Below are 14,891 nucleotides of genomic sequence, written 5' to 3'. Positions count from 1 at the left end.
CGTTCAACAGCGGTGCGCACCACATGCCACGGGCGGGAATCGAGCGTCGCGTCGAGATCGCTGATCAGGCCCTGCTGCATCAGGTCGATCTCGACACGGCCGAACAGCTCCGGCCACACGATCCGCCACAGCTCCGCAGCGGACAGCGACGCCCCAGACGGGGCTACCGCGTCGGGGCGGGCGGCTGCTTCGGATCGGGCTTGCTTCCAGTCGGGCGGGAAGACGTACTCGGGGAACCGGCCTGTAACCGGATCAGGTCTTCCAATGCCGAACTGTGCGATGTCTTCGAGGGTGAGATCCCCAAACGGGCGACGAGCGCCCACAGTGCTTTTATCCCGCCGGCGACGCCTTCACCGCCCTCGATGTACGCGTTCACGCCGGCGATGCCGACGACGGTCTGCCAGAAGAACGCCGGCAGAAGGACCGACTCGGCCTCGCCGAGCCGCAGCTCAGCGGAAATCCGGTCATAGTTCGGGCGCTCACCCTCCGGGTGGGGCCCCCAGCGGCCCTCGACGTCGTCCCACATCGCGCCGTCGACGGCGATCATGAGAGCTTCCTCGACCTCGACAGCCGTGGCCTTGCTGACCGCGCCCTCGAGGTAGGTGTCGGTGATCTGCACCCCCACCCGGCCCGGGAGAGGACGGATCACGAAAGTGTCCGCCCCCTCCACGGTCAGGTGAAGGTCGCGACCGTACTGCTCCGCCTTCAGCGTCATGGAGATCCCTGCCTCTCCGAGATCAGACGACGGTGTAGCTGATGGTGTTCGACGCGCCGACGTCGTTCGTCACGACGATGTCGGCCTCGCCCGACGCGGCGGCCGGGATGCTCAGCACCACCGTGTGCTCGTCGACGGGGCGGATCTCGGTGACCGTCTCGCCGTCGATCGTGGCGGACACGACCGAGTCGAGACGGTAGCCGCGGACCACGATGAGGTCGCCGACGCCCTGGCCTTCGGGGCCGGCGGTCTCGAGCATCGGCTCACCCGTGCCCGCGATCGGGGACTCGGTGAGCTTCTCCACGACGCCGTCGTTCTGCAGCGTGAACCGCAGGACGCCCTTGTCGGCGTACCCGGTGTTCGCCTCGGCGACGGTGACGGAGAAGGTGCCCTCGAACGCGGGGAACCGCTCGTCGAGCGCGTCGGTGATCAGCTGGAAGTCGCGCAGGTTCAGTGCGCCCTCGCTGTACGCGGCGTTCATCAGGTCGATGACCCACGCCTGCGCCGCGGCGATCTCCTTCGTGACGGGGTCGCGGACGACCTCGACATCGAACGTCGGGGCGAAGTTGTAGCCGATGACCTGCTGCGAGGTGCGGCCCTTCGTGCCGTACACCTCACGCTGCACCGTGATCGGCGTCGCGTTCAGCGCGAGGTTGTTCACGTCACCGGTGATGTTGGCGAACACGCCATTCTGCTTCAGGCGGATGATCCGCTGGTGAGCGAGCGCGAGGGAACCCTCGGAGGGCGCCGTCGTGTCGTAGAGAGTCTGGTCGGACATGTGGTCCGCCTCCTTCTTGATCGGTGGGGTGCCGGCGCTTCCGGCGGGTTCCTACGGCCGGCGGCCGCGGAAGGCGTAGTTGCAGGCGACCGCGGCGCGGCCCTGCGTGTCGGGGTCGAAATGCAGGCGAGACGTCTCCCACGACCACGAAATGCCGAGCACGTTCGGGACGTACTCGCGCTGATCGAGACGGGCGAACAGCTCGGAGCCCCACGATTCGGCGTCGCCGAGACGGTAGGTGAAGAACTGCACCCGGTAGAGCGCGTTCCCTCGGCCGCCGTCAGCGGTCGTGGGCTGGCTGGAGAGGTAGGTGAACTCGTCGAGCCCTGTCGGCATCGGCGGTCTCGTCTTCACCCCACGAGCAGGGAGCGCACCTGTCGCCTGGTAGTCGGCGAGGCCCCAGTCGTCGAGGAGTTGTGCGAGCGCGCGGCGAAGGATCAGCTCAGGTGCGTCAGCCATCAGCGACCCGCTTCCGGATGATGTCGCCCAGCTCGCGGCGGTGCTCGACCGCGGGGTTCTCGAGGTACTTCCCCTGCCGGCCGTTCTGGAAGTTGTACTCGGGGTGCTCGTGCAGACGCACGGCGTACGGGGTGTCGTAGACGACCGCGGCGCCCTCCTCCGGCGACACTGCGGGAACCACCGTCGACGACCCGATCAGGGTGCCGAGTTCGAGCGGCGCGACCTCGTTCGACAGGGCGCGGAGTCGCTCGGCGGCGAGGGTCTCACCCTCCGCGAGCGCACGGAGTCGTTCGGCGCCGGCGGCCGCGAACCCGCGGCCAGACATCGACACCTCAGCGCGAACACCCATGGTCGCCTCCTATTCGAGGAACAGCTCGACGTGGTTCGGAGTGCCCCGGTAGTCGAAGAACGCCGAGTCGATCACCTCGGACGTACGCTCACGCGGCGTGCCCGCCCACACCGTCACACGGGTGCGAGGCGGCACATCATGCTCGGGGAGGACGATCACGAGCGTCGTCGACGTGATCTCCTGCCCGCTCGTCGCCGAGGTGGAGCGGCGGTCCACCAGCAGGCGGGTCTTCTGCTCGACGTACGCGGGTACATCAGGGATCGGGGTGGCCCGTTCTACGGTCTCCGCGGTCTCCACGTCGATCGGTTGCAGGGTGACCCGGTGGGGGAGATGCTTCGCGCGCAGTCGGGCCACGATGCACCCCCTCGTCAGCTGTGAGCGGTCGCGGTGGTGATCAGACCCGCGTTGCGGAGAATCGTGAGGGCCTCGTCGGACCGGCGGGTGTCCGCCGGCGTCCGAGACGATGCGCCACCTGTCGACGTGCCGCCGAGAGACACGGACCCGATCTTCACGGGCCCAGCGATCGCGCCGGCGCCGGTCGGGTCGTCGGTTTCGTCCCAGTAGGCGACGAACGCGCACGTCGCGTCGCGCAGGGCGTCCCCGACCTTCGCGTCGGTGGGGTATCCGTCCTCATCCGTGGCGTACACGGCGGTGCGGATCAGCCCGTCGACCTCCGACGACGCACGGCGAAGGAGCGAATTGACACGATCGGGGGCGCCAGCGCTCCCGATGAACTCGAGATAGTCGGACTCGGTCGCATATACCCGCTGCGCCATATCAGTCCTCGGTGATCTGGGTGCCGAGCGGGTCGGCGATCGGTGCGGCAGGCTGGCGGGACAGGATGTCGATGATCTCGTCCCGCTTCGCCTTCGAGGGGAGTTCGACGCCGTCGTTCTTGGCCTGCTTCCGCAGCTGAGCGACGGTCAGCGTGTCGAGGTCCACGAACTCGTCGTCCTCGATGGTGAAGCCGTGCTGGGTGAGCGCGAGGGCACGCTCGGGGTGGAGGGTGTCCACGTGCGCGACACCGTCGCGGAAGTCGACCTGGAATGCGGTCTGGTGGCCCGCCTGGGGGCGGGGGTGGGTGATGCGCGGCATGACGCCCTCCTGACGTGTGTGGTGATCCCGGCGCGACGGAGCGATGTCACGTCGCGCCGGGATCGGGGTGGACTCAGTCCTGAGAACCGCTGTCGGCGGTCTTCTTGGCCTCAGCGGCCTTGATCGCAGCGACCATCTCCGGCTTGGTCTTCGCCGAGCCGAGGTCCAGGTCGTGCTTCTCGGCGTACGCCTTCAGCTGGTCGACCTTCCACTCCTCGGACGGTGCGCCCTCGGGGATCTCGACCGTCTTCGCGGTCTTCTCCTCGACGGTGTAGCCGTGCCGGTGGAAGTAGGCGAGCTTCGCGGGCTCGTCAGTCTCACCGACTCCGTCCGCGAAGACCACGCCGACCACGGACCCGGTGAAGCCCTTCACGGGGGTGTGGATCTTCGCCATGGTCACGCCACCTTCAGGTTGCGGAGCACCGCGGCGGCCTTCGTCGCCTTCAGCGCCACCGACACGGGGCCGAGCTCGACCTCGCCCTTCTTCACGGCACCAGCGGTGGTGAAGTCGGGCAGCCACGTCTGCGCGATCTGGCCGCCGACGGTGGAGACACCGTGGAAGCCGTCGAGCGCGACGCGGTAGGCGTACAGGTCGGTGAGGCCGGTGGTCGACTCCCCGACGGTGCGAGTTTCGATCGGGATGATCGGGTCGTTCGACCCGGCCTTCGCGCCAGCGTCGGCGAACATGATGCCGCCGTACATCTCACGCTCGATCGGGCGCCCGTCGGAGCCGACGAGGCCCTCGACGGGGTTCTTCGTGTACATGCCGGCGCGGCGGGCGGCGGCGCGGACCCGTGCGAGCGCGCGGGCGTTGCCGACGATGACCGTCGGGGCGCCGTCGAGCAGCGACAGGAACTCGTCGATCAGGTCGAGCGCGACGTGCTCGGCACGCGCGTTCGTGTCGAAGTCGGTCCAGTCGGTGACGACGCTGGCGTTCATCTCGGTCGACGAGCCGGTGAGGGCCTTGTCGAGTCCGTCGAAGCCGTTCGCGTCGGTCGCGGTGTCGCCGTTGATGACGAGGTCCGCGAACTTCGCGTTCGTGGACTTCACCTTCTGGGCGATGTTCAGCGCGACGCCGCCGGAGGCGTTCGGGCCGAGCTTCGCGACGACACGGTCGATCTCGAACGCGCCACCGAGCACGGCCAGGTCGGTCGTGTAGTGCTGGGTGGTGACGTTCTGCGGCGTGTACTCGGAGTTGATCGCACGCGTCGCGGCGGTCGCCTGGGTGATCAGGCGGCGGTAGCCGTACGTGAGCGTCGCCCCGCCGCCGGCGGGGTTCACGGCGTCGTCGAAGATCAGCGAGTCCGGGATGACACCGGTCTTGCGGAACTCGTCGATGACGGCGACGTCGAGGTCGGTCTGGGCGTTGTTCTTGCCCTCAGCGAGAGAGATGGGCATGTGATCCTCCCTGGATCAGGAAGAGAGCGCCGTCTTCACGGCTCCCTCGAGGGTGACGGGTGTGTGGTGCTGGCCGCCCTGATGCCCGCCGCCGCTTGCGCCGGGGAGTCGCGGTCCTGCCTTGAGCGCCGAGTTCTTCTCGAGCGCGGTCTCGAACGCCGCCTTGACCTTGTCCTCGTCGGAGAGGTCGATGTCGGCGAACGCGGTCATGAAGCTGTTGGAGTCGAGCAGCGCGTCCGGGTTGCCGCCGAACTGTGCCGCGTTGCGGAGGATGAAGTTCTCCCGCTCGAGCGAGGTCACGCGGGTCTCGGCGGCGCCGAGCTTCGTCTGCGTCTCCTGGTGCGCGGTCTGCTCGTTCTCGTAGTTCACGCGGTGGCCCTTCGCTTCGTCGCGGAGTTCGCGGACGTAGTCGTCGGGGTTGCCGCGGTAGTTCACGGGCGGCGTGGGCTGCGCGGGCGGGGGAGTCGGAGCGGGCGGGTTCGGCGCAGGCGGCTGCGGTGCCGGGGGCGCCGGATTCGCGGGCGGTGTCGGATCCGCCGGTGGGGTCTCGGCGGGCGGGGTGCTGCCGCCGGCGCCGCCGCCCTGCTCGCCATCGAAGTAGCGGAGGAACGGGCGGTGGAAGGTCGGTGGGAACTGGGCGCCGAGGGTGGGGGTTGTGCGGTGCATCGGTGAGCCTCCTGCTCATCTGGCCTCACCCCTGCGGTGAGGACGTGTGGGCCGCGCCGCCGAAGCGCAGGGTCGACGACGGCGCGGGGAATGTGGAGGGCGGCGGCCGCGTGCCTGAGGCCAGGGCCGCCGCCCATCGAGTGCAGGTCTGCCTCGCGCAGGAAACGAGCGCGTTCATGAGCAGCCTTCGCGGTCCATGGCGAACCCGCGTTGACACCCGGTCTTTTCGATCTACTCGTCGCCGCCGAACGCGGCGTCACGCGCGCGTCGCACGACGCGGATCGCTTTCTGTGTCTCTGCTCGTGAAAGCATCACCGTGGAGAACGTCCACTGTGGGTATCCCGGAACATCGGGGTTCTCACGGCACCGGCGGATCTCGTCCGCGGCGCGCAGCACCTCGTCGGCAGCGACGAGCAGGTGAAACTGAACGCATCCCGGCTCGTCAGGGGTTGGCCCGTGCGAACTTTCCTTGTGCCAGCCGACCATCAGCACCGGAGTGTCTTCCCTGTGCTGACCGTCGTGCAGCGCCTCGCCGTCCTGGGCGAAGTGGATGCCGTACTCGCCGGGCTTTAGCCCGTTCGATCCGGTCGGTGTGCTCACCGTTCGACGCGCCGGGGTGTTGATCTGTTCTCTGGGCACTTTCGCCCCTTTCGCTCAGCCGCATCTCGCGGCCTCACCCTGCATCGCGCAGGGGAGCTGCTATCGGCCGTCGGAGAATCGGAGCTGCTCCCGGTACGACTGCCGCTGCCGGCCCGTCTCCCCGATGAAGCCCCGCATGTCCGCCTGCGCTTCACGCACCTCGCGGGCAGCCTTGGCGCGGTCCGTGTCGGTCATCGCCGCCATCTGTCGCCGCTTCGCCGAACGGATCTCTCGCTCAAGACGCCGCTGCTCCGCGCGTTCCTTCTCCGCCGCCTCGTCATAGGTCGTGTCGCCCTGCGGGACCGTCAGGCCGGGCAGGTAGGGCACGAGGCGGCACCGGCAGTTCGGGTGCCCCCAGCCCGCGTTGCGTGCCTGCTCGACGGACGCGGCCACGGTGATCGTGACCGTCCCGGCGCCGGCGGCGCGCTCGAGCACGACAGGGCCGGCGGGGGTGCCGTCGGTGGACAGGATCTTTCCAGCCCACGCCGCGCACTTCTTGCACGAGTCCAGGCCACGCACGACCGTGACCAGACCAATGCCTGACTGCTGCATCCGCCACACCCCGGCGTCGTTGTACGCCCGGTTCACGCTCGTGCGCCCGGCCATCTCCGCGTACGCGCCGATCGTCCACCGGCGGCCGATGCGGTCCGTGAACGACGGGATGCCCTCTGCGAGGAACCGTTGCACCGCGGCGGCCTGCTGCTGCCGTGACGTCGAGATACCCAGGAGAGTGTCGGGGGAGTACAGGGCGGTGATGCGCTGGTAGGCGTCCTGCGGGTAGCGGGTGATCCGCTGGTTCAGGATCTCGAGGCGGTTCTCCAACGACAGCGCGACCATCGCGACCGCCTGCGTCGCCGTCCCGGTCAAGGTCGACGTGCCGCCCGTGATGCCAGCGAAACGGAGCATCGCCGCCGCGGCCGCTTCACCCTCCCGAGCGGCGACCTCGATCACCTTCGCGGCTACACCACCGGAGCGGATGCGGGACACGAGGCCCTGCGCGATGCGCTGCAGATCCCGGATCGCCACGGCACGGCTCGCGGCCAGCTCGGCGAGGATCCGGTTCTGGCGGCGCCGTTCAGCGACGGTGAGGCCACCGGCGACTGTCGCGTCGGGCAGCTGGTTCGCGAGACGCATGTCCCGGGCAGCCCGCTCCGCGACCTCCCGGATCAGTTCGTTCTCCGCGTCCTGGTAGGCGCGGGCGAGCTCGAGCGCGACCTGTTCGACGATCTCCTCGACGGACTCCGCTTCCGGGTTCGGAACAAACAGCGCCACGAGTCACCCCCGGGTCAGTCGACAGGGTCTTCCGGCGGCTCGTCGTCGCCGTCGAACGCGGCCGGATCCGGGGCCCTGTTCTCCGCCTGGATCTTGGCGACCTCGGCTGTGACCTGGTCGTCTTCCCAGTCGGGGTTCGCGCGGCGGACCTTCTGCTCGAGCGAGATCGACCGGGCACCATCCAGCAGCGCGAGAGTGCGGGCCAGCTTCTCCGGATCCTCCTGCGACGCGGCAGGGAACACCACGGTCGGCTGATCGAACCGGCCGCCACCCTTACCGGGGAACACGAGCCCGTCGATCTCCAACGCGACCGACGCGGCCCGGCCGATCGCGACCCGGTCGAACAGGATCTTCTTGTCCCGGGTGCGTTCAGACGCCTTGTCGCGGTCCTCGACCTCCGTCGCGGTCATCGACGAGCGCTGCCCCGTGTAGTCGCCCCACGCGGACTGGGAGAACCCGGCCTTGCGGAGGATCTCACGGTAGATCCCGAATGCGGTCTTCTCGTGCTCCTCGACCCGGATGTTGAACTGGACCTTGTCGATCGCGACCTTCGACGGATCACCGGGCACGTTCAGGCCCGCGAAGATCTCACGGCCCATGTCGAACGATGCGCCCATGCCGGGCCCGTGGATATCAAGCATCGAATCGGGCACGAGGACGCGGCCGGCGCCGAGGCGAAGGTCACGCATCCACGACGAGAAGGTCTCGTCGAGCCAGTCGAACAGGGGGTGCAGCTGGGCGAAGTCGGAGCGGCCCGTGTTCGCGAGCGCGCCCTGCTTCCGCCACTTCGCGGTCGGCATGTTCGGGTTGTAGATCGCCGTCAGCCGGTCGATGCCGGTCGGCATGACCGAATCGGCGTTCACGATGCCCGCGTACATCTCCGTCTCGGGACGATCAGCGAGCGACACGCGGCGACCAAGGTTGTCGACCGTGCCCTCGAACAGGGCGTGCTCGACAGCGCCGACCATGTGGTGCTCAAGGTGCCGGTAATACTTCGACCCGTCGACGTACTCAGTCCACAGGGTGCACTCGACCATCCGGCCGGAGCGGAACACGGGGATCACGATGTCTGCCGCGGCCGGTTCCAGCCACACATGATCCGCGACAGCGGTATCCCAGCGGACGACGAGCACGGCCGCGCCGAACGCGGACTTCAGCTCGCCCATCTCGTTGAATGCGGCGTGCGCTTCGTCACCGTTCGCGATCAGATCGAGGCGTTCCTGAGCGCGCTTCACCGCCCGCAGCTTCGGCTCGAGCTTCACCTCGGGCGGTTCCGCGAACACCAGATCTGACGCGAGCGTCGCGAGATCCGCCGGCGCCGGCACGTGCAGTCGGGAACGGTTCTCCCCGGCCGGGACAGGGCGGCCCCAGAACATGCGCGACGCGGCGCCGACCAGGCCACCCCGGTGAGGGGTGCCGCGGTGCACGTGCGTTGCCGCCTGCTGTTCCCGCTGGTACAGCTTCGCGAGCGCGTCGGTGTCGCCCGTGTACCAGGCGTCGTTCTCCGCGTACGCCTTGTACGCGTGATCCCACGGCTTCGGCGGCCACGGAGTGTTCGGTGCGGGGATCGGCATGCGGACCCCCTTCGGTTCAGGCTGCGAGCTCGAGCATCGGTTTCCAGTACCCGACGGTGGAATGCGTGATGTAGCGGCCGCCGTCGAGGTAGTGGTCGTCTTCCTTCACGACCTCGTCTTCACCCTCGGTGGTGGCTTTCTCGTCCCACCGGTACTCGGTGACCTCGGACTGCCATCCCGTGCACCGGTCGGTGACGACCATGCGGGGTTCGTCACCGTCGAGGAGGTTCGCGATCGTCGCGATGCCCTTCAGCACGTCGTTGTCCGCGGACCACGGCGACAGGCCGGTGCCTCGGAGGTCGTTGTGCAGCTGCACGCGCATGGACGCGGCGGCCGGGTCGAGCATCAGGAACCGGGGGCGGAGCCCGTCAGGCTCGGGGTGATGCTGCTGGCCGAGCCAGGTCCGGAATCGGCGTGAGAGTTCCGCGTCGGTGAGGCGGCGGCCGTCGTGCTCGGCGGGGGAGTAGCCCCACTCGTCCATCATCACGAGCCGTGGCTTCTCCTCGGCTGTCACACCGAGCATGAGCGCGGTCGTGGCGTTCGTGGTGCCGTAGTCCATCCCGATGCCCATGATCTCCTGCATCGCCGGCATCGACGCCCACGGGATCACGTGCCGGTCGGGGTCCCACATGGGGTAGACGGCGCCTTCCGCGTTCGTCCACTCGCCCTTGATGAACCGGTCGTAGAACACGCCGCTGTAGGACCGCTTCATGCGGTCGATGTACGACTGCTCCAACGTGGGGTTGTCGAGCATCGTGAAGTGGAAGTGGATCAGGTCGACCGTGTCAGCCTTGAGGATCCACGACTTCCGCATCCAGTGATTCCGGGATGCGGGGTTCATCGTCGCGAGAAGCCGGGCGCCCTTCACACGCAGACGGGTGACGAGCATGTTCCAGAACACCTCAGGCAGCAGCGTCGCCTCATCGACGTACGCGAGCGCGATCGTGGCGCCCTGGATACGGCCGACAGCTTCAGCGTTGTGCGCACCGATGACCATGACCTCGCGGCCCAGGATCGTCGCTTTCGTCGCGCCCGGCGTGTACACCACCTGCGCGGCGACGAGGCTGCCGAACAGTCCCGGGCTCTGCAGCGGCATGAACACGTTCTGGTAGACCGTCTGCAGAGTGCGGCCAACCACCACGATCAGACCAGTCCGCGGCGCGACACGGACGGCGAGGAGAAACGCGATCAACGACGCGATCGTCTTCCCCGCCGAAACCGACCCCGACCACAACGCCAGAGTGCGCCGTGTCGAATCCACGATCGACGTGATCTGCTTCCGCGACAGCAACCGCTCCGCGTTACTCAGCATCCGACGTCTCACCCTCGGCGCGGATCGAGTCCGCCGCCGCAGTGAGCGCCGAAGCGAACGAATCCAGCACACCAGCGGCGGCCTCGCCCGACCCCGTGTCCTTCTCGACGATGCGGGTCAGCTTGTCGAAGGTGATCCCCGCGGTCGCGATGATGTTCCGCCGCACCTCGACTGGTGCCGAGTCCAGCGTCCGCTCGTTGTAGTCGTTGTCCTTGCCGCCGAAGTTGTACACCAGGTACGGGTCGTCGATCCGGTCGAGCATGTCCTCCGTCGAGACCAGCATCTTCTCCGCGAGACGGATACGCGCGGCAGCGAGATCGACCGTGTGAGCCTGAGTGGCAGCCGCGGTTCGTGACCGGTCGAAGCGGAGCCCCTCACGCTCGGCCCAACGGGAGATGGTCGAGGGGACGACGCCGAGTTCCTTCGCGATCTCACGGCAGGACAGGTCTTCGGCGTGGAGTTGCCGGGCGCGTTGGTGGTCGAACGTTGCTCGCGTCATGGCGGTTCACCTCGCTCGTGGGCCTCTTGCCCTGTGGCGATGCGTCGGTGTGACGCGGTCGGGGGATGAGAAAGCCCCGGTCACCTGTTCTCAGGTCCGGGGCTTGGAATCTCGGTGGGTGCAGTTCACCACCATCTAGCGATACCTTATCTCACGTTCTCACTCCGGCGCGACGTCTCTCTGCGTGTCGTTTGGACCGCAGGCGCTTGTACAGTTCGCGGACGTCGCCGGCGTTGACGTGGAGCGTGGTGGCACGGGCGTTGACGGCGAGTTCGCGGGCGGTGAGTCGGTCCTGGGCGTACCAGCGGTAGACGGTGGCTTTCCCGGCGGCGACGATGAGGTGAGCCTGGGAGAGCGGCACCCATGCACCGTCGGGGACGGTGGTGGGCGTGTAGTCCGAGGTGCTCAGGTCTACGATCACGACAGCCTCGCGATGATGTCGGTCGGTTCGCCGTGGTGCGCCCGGATGTCGGCGGTAAGTTCCGTGAGGCTGTTGTCGAGTGAGAACCATTCGCGGCGCGCGATGATGCGGAGGTGTTCGAACTGGGCGTGGCGCTCGCGCTCTAGCTCGTAGGAGCCAGGTTCGACGGCGAGCACCTCGTCGTGGGGGAGCGTGCGGAGGCGCTTGATCAGATCGACGGTCGTGCCGATCTTCACGCGGTCTGCGAAGCGGAGGTAGTAGACCCAGCTGGGGCGCGGCCATGGGCAGGATCTCGTCTCTGTGCCGGGGCCGCCCAGTGTGTAGGGCTGGGCGCGGCGCTCGGCGGCCACCTGTGCGCAGTCGTCGGTCCAGCATGCGAAGGGGGATGGGTCGTCGATATCGCGGGCGTTGATCGCTCCGCACAGCGGGCATACGGGGTGGATCAGTGTCATGGCTGCTCCTGGGTGGTAACTGTGGTTTCCATGCTAGCACGTCTGGTAACCTCGGTTACCGTGGCAGATGAGTCGATCGAGACGCTCCGTGCCTTCCAGGCGCGCATGGACGCTATGCCCACGCGCCGCGCCGAACTCATGCGAGAGGCACACGACGCGGGGCACTCTTGGCGCGAGATCGGCGCGGCGGTCGGCATGTCACACGCTGGCGCGATGAAGGCGGCGCGAAAGCCGTAGCGCGGCGGCTTCCTTCACGGTGATCCACTCTCTCGGCTCAGGCATCGGTGCCCCCATCGGTCGATCTGTAGCTCACGTCGACATCCCTCCGTAGTCGCCAAGATCGACGCCGGGACCGGACACCTGATCCCAGATGTGATCCCGTCCGGCGGGGGCGAGGCAGATCCACACGCGCCCTTCGCTATCGGCGCGCGTCTCGGCGCAGAAATACCCGTCAGACATCACTCAAGACCCCCCTATCGTCGGGACCAGCGCTCGCGCCGCGTGGTCACGCACCGAGGCATCCATTCGCTGCGCGTACCGTGCCCACTGCGCGTAGACGCTGTCATCGGGCCCCATCATGAGCGTCGGATTCAGGTCGAAGCGCAGCCCGTTCTGGGCCATGTCCACGAGCGCCTCACGAGCACGCTCGTGTGCGGCGAGAAGCTCCCGGAGCGCCGACTCGACTTCTGACTGAGCGCTCGAGGAGACGCAGAGGCACCAGCCGTCGTCTCCGATGCGCTCCATGCTTGCAAGCGCGGCTCGGGCCTGGTCAATCGCGTTCATCTCGTCCTCCACTGTTCGTGTGTTCCGGAGTTGAGCCCGCCGGCTCACTCCCGACTGCGTTCAGCCCTGGGGCTTGATCGCAGTCGACCATCTCGTCGTCGTCGGTGAGGGTCCAGCCGGTGCAGTTCCACGGCTTCCCGTCCCGGCATTCGGGGCACTTCACGTCCGGTCTCCTTCGGTGATCTGCCAGCCCTGCGCTTCGATCGCGGCTTCGAGGTTGGTGAGGGCGCCGCGGGCGGTGGCGGCGGAGCGTGTGATCTTGACCGTCTCGCCGGTGGAGGTTCGGCCGTGGAGGGTCGCGAACCACACGGAGATCGTGGATCTGAGGGTGTGGGGGACTTGCTCTTCCTCGATGCGGATGTCTTCGCGATCGACTGTGCCGTTCATGCGGTCTTCCTTTCGTCTCGTTGCGGGTGGATGCTCTGCCCGTCCCATCCCCACACGGCGCGGTCGCGCCACCCGGTCACCGTCGCGAGGTCCGCGTCCCACAGAGCCCTGACGCCCTGGGGGCGGCTACGGTGCCCGATCTCGTGGCATGCGCACCGGCAGGCGAGTTCCTCGCAGGCGGCGTGGTCGTGGTGTTCGCACGCTTCCGAGTCGGTGTGTGCGGCGGGGGCTGTGCGGATTTTCGCGAGGGGCTGGTGGCACCATTCGCATTCGACGATGGTGGTTCCGGCGCGTTCCCTGGTGAGGTGGCCGCGGACGGTGATCGCACCGCAGTGGGGGCACTTCTCGCGGACGATGACCTGTTCGCGTTCTTCGACTTCGAGGGTCCGGTAGGCGTTCTCGGCTGCGGTGGCGAAGAGGACGGCGTCGCGGGCTCCGGTGTCGGTGTGCACCCACGCGTCGATGGTGCGGTTTTCTCGGGATGCGAGGTGCCGTTCGCATTCGTCGACGGCGAGGAACGTGAGGGGCAGGTTCGAGTGTCCTGTCGCTGATCCTCCGCCGCCGGTCTCGGGGGAGACGGCGCGGCCTTCGGTCTCGGCGAGGAGCCTGACGAACGGTGCCCACCGCATGTAGGCGTTCTCGACCCGGTCGTAGTGGTGGGTGCAGAGGTAGCCGCGGTCGGCGGCGCGGGGGAGGCATCCGCCGCACCGGCCGGGTGGGTTCCTGAATCCGGGGTGGTCGGGGCAGGTGACGCGGTGCTCGCCCGGTTCGGAGCAGGGGCGGACGCCGGTGAGGCCGAGAGCGGCGGCGCAGAGGATCGTCATCGTGCGACCTCCGCGCCTGCGAGGCGAACGACCTCGCAGAGACCATGCATCTCCGCGACCTTCTCGGCGATGAGGCGGTTCGGCTGCGGATATGTCGCGCCGGTTACCGTATCTCGCGCGGCCCATTCTGCGCGGCTCGTGTCGCGCTCAGCGAGGTTCTCGTAGGCACCGATCAACGCGTCCAGCGCCGCGCCGCTGTCTTTGAGCGTGATCATGTCGCGGTCCATCTCGCGGGTCAGCGAGCGACCGATGCGGCTCACGGCGAGACGGTCGTCGATCTGCGCGAGCGCTGTGCGGGCGTTGTCGAGGGCGGTCATGTCGGGTCTCCTTCCAGGGGGAGGCGGGATTCGAGGTCGGCGGCGCGCGCCTGCCATGTCGCGAGCCCTTCGCGGAGGCCCGGCTCGCGGGCGACGAGGTCTCGGCCGCGCTCGGTGCCGCGACGTTGAGCACGGTTCATGCCGGCCAGCTCGGCGAGCTGAGCCTCGAACTGGGCGACCAGGTAGCGGGCCGTGGACAGCTGGGATGCGATCGGGCGGCTCATGTGTCCTCCTTCGGCTGGAACGCGATGCACGCGGGCCAGCGTTTCGTCATGTCGCGGCCGTCGCCGCGGTGGTTCTTCGATCGGGGGTCCGGGGGGCCGCACTTCCACCACTGGCCCTGTTTCAGGCGGAGCATGGCGCAGTCGCCGCACGTCTTGCCGTTGTTCGCGAGCGGCATCTTCGTGGCGGGGTGCACGCCGCTGTCGATGAGTGCCGCGTCGAGCAGGCGCCGCTGGATCCGAGGCGGCTTGTGGCTCTCGTCCGTCTCGGCGGAGGGTGGCGGCGGGTCGAAGCCGGGAAGGACGTCGTCTACGGGCATGCGCAGGCTCCGTTCAGGGCGGTCTCGGTGAAGCACTCAGGGCACACGGGGCGCGGGGCCCGCTCCACGGTCGGAGCGGGCCGGCAGCCCTCGTGCACGAGCTGCTCGTCGACGTACTCGACGATGTCGCCAGGGTCGATCGCGTCGTCGCAGTCGGCGGCGGCGCAGCGTCCGGGGTATCGGGCCGGGAACGTCATGATCAGAACGGGGTGTCGTCGCCGTACGACATCGGCTCGGGATTCGCCCACGCATCCGCGGTCGACGTCGCCCCGGATGCTTCCCACGGCTCGTTGTTCGCCGGCGCCTGACGCTGCCCGCCGCCCTGGCCGGTGCTCTGCGCGCGCACGACCTGCGCGGTCGCGTAACGGAGGCTGGGGCCGATCTCGTCGACCTCGAGCTCGATGGCGGTG

General features: G+C 68.3%; 24 protein-coding genes and 1 pseudogene. All 25 read right to left on the bottom strand.

The genetic code is table 11. From position 1 onward, the window contains the following. Nucleotides 1-163 precede the first annotated feature (163 nt). Nucleotides 164-715, bottom strand: coding sequence for a hypothetical protein (locus tag B4E30_RS03770; protein ID WP_286793560.1), 552 nt, complete (start codon nt 713-715; stop codon nt 164-166). Nucleotides 716-737: 22 nt separating this feature from the next. Then, complete coding sequence (locus B4E30_RS03765) at nt 738-1,493, bottom strand: IPT/TIG domain-containing protein (RefSeq protein WP_286793559.1); 756 nt, start codon at nt 1,491-1,493, stop codon at nt 738-740. 51 nt (nt 1,494-1,544) lie between these two features. Next, entirely contained in the window at nt 1,545-1,952 is a 408-nt protein-coding gene (locus tag B4E30_RS03760) for a hypothetical protein (protein ID WP_286793558.1), read from the bottom strand. Next, complete coding sequence (locus tag B4E30_RS03755) at nt 1,945-2,301, bottom strand: hypothetical protein (RefSeq protein ID WP_286793557.1); 357 nt, start codon at nt 2,299-2,301, stop codon at nt 1,945-1,947. The genes B4E30_RS03760 and B4E30_RS03755 overlap by 8 nt, the downstream gene beginning before the upstream one ends. Nucleotides 2,302-2,310: 9 nt before the next feature. After that, nucleotides 2,311-2,655 (bottom strand): hypothetical protein, encoded by a 345-nt coding sequence (locus B4E30_RS03750; protein WP_286793556.1) that lies wholly within the window; start codon nt 2,653-2,655, stop codon nt 2,311-2,313. Nucleotides 2,656-2,669: 14 nt separating this feature from the next. Further along, a complete protein-coding gene (locus B4E30_RS03745) occupies nt 2,670-3,077 on the bottom strand; it encodes a hypothetical protein (RefSeq protein WP_286793555.1) in 408 nt (135 codons plus the stop codon). Nucleotide 3,078: 1 nt separating this feature from the next. Beyond that, on the bottom strand, nt 3,079-3,396 hold the full coding sequence (locus B4E30_RS03740) for a hypothetical protein (RefSeq protein ID WP_286793554.1): 318 nt from the start codon (nt 3,394-3,396) through the stop codon (nt 3,079-3,081). A 73-nt stretch (nt 3,397-3,469) separates the two neighbouring features. Next, complete coding sequence (locus B4E30_RS03735) at nt 3,470-3,790, bottom strand: hypothetical protein (RefSeq protein ID WP_286793553.1); 321 nt, start codon at nt 3,788-3,790, stop codon at nt 3,470-3,472. Nucleotides 3,791-3,792: 2 nt separating this feature from the next. After that, on the bottom strand, nt 3,793-4,794 hold the full coding sequence (locus B4E30_RS03730) for a major capsid protein (protein WP_286793552.1): 1,002 nt from the start codon (nt 4,792-4,794) through the stop codon (nt 3,793-3,795). A gap of 15 nt (nt 4,795-4,809) precedes the next feature. Then, nucleotides 4,810-5,460: a hypothetical protein gene (locus B4E30_RS03725; protein WP_286793551.1), complete on the bottom strand. Its 651-nt coding sequence runs from the start codon at nt 5,458-5,460 to the stop codon at nt 4,810-4,812. Nucleotides 5,461-5,691: 231 nt separating this feature from the next. Further along, a complete protein-coding gene (locus B4E30_RS03720) occupies nt 5,692-6,060 on the bottom strand; it encodes a hypothetical protein (RefSeq protein ID WP_286793550.1) in 369 nt (122 codons plus the stop codon). 99 nt (nt 6,061-6,159) lie between these two features. After that, on the bottom strand, nt 6,160-7,371 hold the full coding sequence (locus B4E30_RS03715) for a phage minor capsid protein (protein ID WP_286793549.1): 1,212 nt from the start codon (nt 7,369-7,371) through the stop codon (nt 6,160-6,162). A 14-nt stretch (nt 7,372-7,385) separates the two neighbouring features. Next, a complete protein-coding gene (locus B4E30_RS03710) occupies nt 7,386-8,945 on the bottom strand; it encodes a hypothetical protein (RefSeq protein WP_286793548.1) in 1,560 nt (519 codons plus the stop codon). 16 nt (nt 8,946-8,961) lie between these two features. Continuing rightward, the gene (locus tag B4E30_RS03705; protein WP_286793547.1) at nt 8,962-10,257 is read right to left on the bottom strand and encodes a PBSX family phage terminase large subunit; all 1,296 of its coding nucleotides are present in this window, start codon (nt 10,255-10,257) and stop codon (nt 8,962-8,964) included. Then, nucleotides 10,247-10,756, bottom strand: a complete 510-nt coding sequence (locus B4E30_RS03700; protein WP_286793546.1) for a helix-turn-helix domain-containing protein — start codon at nt 10,754-10,756, stop codon at nt 10,247-10,249. The genes B4E30_RS03705 and B4E30_RS03700 overlap by 11 nt, the downstream gene beginning before the upstream one ends. Nucleotides 10,757-10,907: 151 nt before the next feature. After that, nucleotides 10,908-11,177, bottom strand: a complete 270-nt coding sequence (locus B4E30_RS03695) for a hypothetical protein (RefSeq protein ID WP_286793545.1) — start codon at nt 11,175-11,177, stop codon at nt 10,908-10,910. Further along, nucleotides 11,174-11,629: a GIY-YIG nuclease family protein gene (locus B4E30_RS03690; protein ID WP_286793544.1), complete on the bottom strand. Its 456-nt coding sequence runs from the start codon at nt 11,627-11,629 to the stop codon at nt 11,174-11,176. Before B4E30_RS03690 ends, B4E30_RS03695 begins: the two co-directional genes overlap by 4 nt. Before the next feature lie 462 nt (nt 11,630-12,091). Then, nucleotides 12,092-12,412 carry a hypothetical protein gene (locus tag B4E30_RS03685; protein ID WP_286793543.1) on the bottom strand — a complete coding sequence of 107 codons (321 nt, stop codon included), beginning with the start codon at nt 12,410-12,412 and terminating at the stop codon, nt 12,092-12,094. A gap of 159 nt (nt 12,413-12,571) precedes the next feature. Then, nucleotides 12,572-12,799 carry a hypothetical protein gene (locus tag B4E30_RS03680; RefSeq protein WP_286793542.1) on the bottom strand — a complete coding sequence of 76 codons (228 nt, stop codon included), beginning with the start codon at nt 12,797-12,799 and terminating at the stop codon, nt 12,572-12,574. Then, on the bottom strand, nt 12,796-13,623 hold the full coding sequence (locus tag B4E30_RS03675; RefSeq protein WP_286793541.1) for a hypothetical protein: 828 nt from the start codon (nt 13,621-13,623) through the stop codon (nt 12,796-12,798). Before B4E30_RS03675 ends, B4E30_RS03680 begins: the two co-directional genes overlap by 4 nt. Beyond that, nucleotides 13,620-13,940, bottom strand: coding sequence for a hypothetical protein (locus B4E30_RS03670; RefSeq protein WP_286793540.1), 321 nt, complete (start codon nt 13,938-13,940; stop codon nt 13,620-13,622). The genes B4E30_RS03675 and B4E30_RS03670 overlap by 4 nt, the downstream gene beginning before the upstream one ends. Then, nucleotides 13,937-14,164, bottom strand: a complete 228-nt coding sequence (locus B4E30_RS03665; RefSeq protein WP_286793539.1) for a hypothetical protein — start codon at nt 14,162-14,164, stop codon at nt 13,937-13,939. The genes B4E30_RS03670 and B4E30_RS03665 overlap by 4 nt, the downstream gene beginning before the upstream one ends. After that, entirely contained in the window at nt 14,161-14,481 is a 321-nt protein-coding gene (locus B4E30_RS03660; RefSeq protein ID WP_286793538.1) for a hypothetical protein, read from the bottom strand. Before B4E30_RS03660 ends, B4E30_RS03665 begins: the two co-directional genes overlap by 4 nt. After that, nucleotides 14,472-14,678, bottom strand: a complete 207-nt coding sequence (locus B4E30_RS03655) for a hypothetical protein (protein WP_286793537.1) — start codon at nt 14,676-14,678, stop codon at nt 14,472-14,474. Before B4E30_RS03655 ends, B4E30_RS03660 begins: the two co-directional genes overlap by 10 nt. Before the next feature lie 2 nt (nt 14,679-14,680). Next, nucleotides 14,681-14,891, bottom strand: a pseudogene (locus B4E30_RS03650) (single-stranded DNA-binding protein); the annotation flags it as partial.

The sequence above is a fragment of the Microbacterium sp. UBA3394 genome, from assembly GCF_002358725.1.
Lineage (GTDB): Bacteria > Actinomycetota > Actinomycetes > Actinomycetales > Microbacteriaceae > Microbacterium > Microbacterium luteum.
The sequence above is the reverse complement of the archived record's forward strand: the minus strand, read 5'-3'. Positions and strand labels throughout refer to the sequence as shown.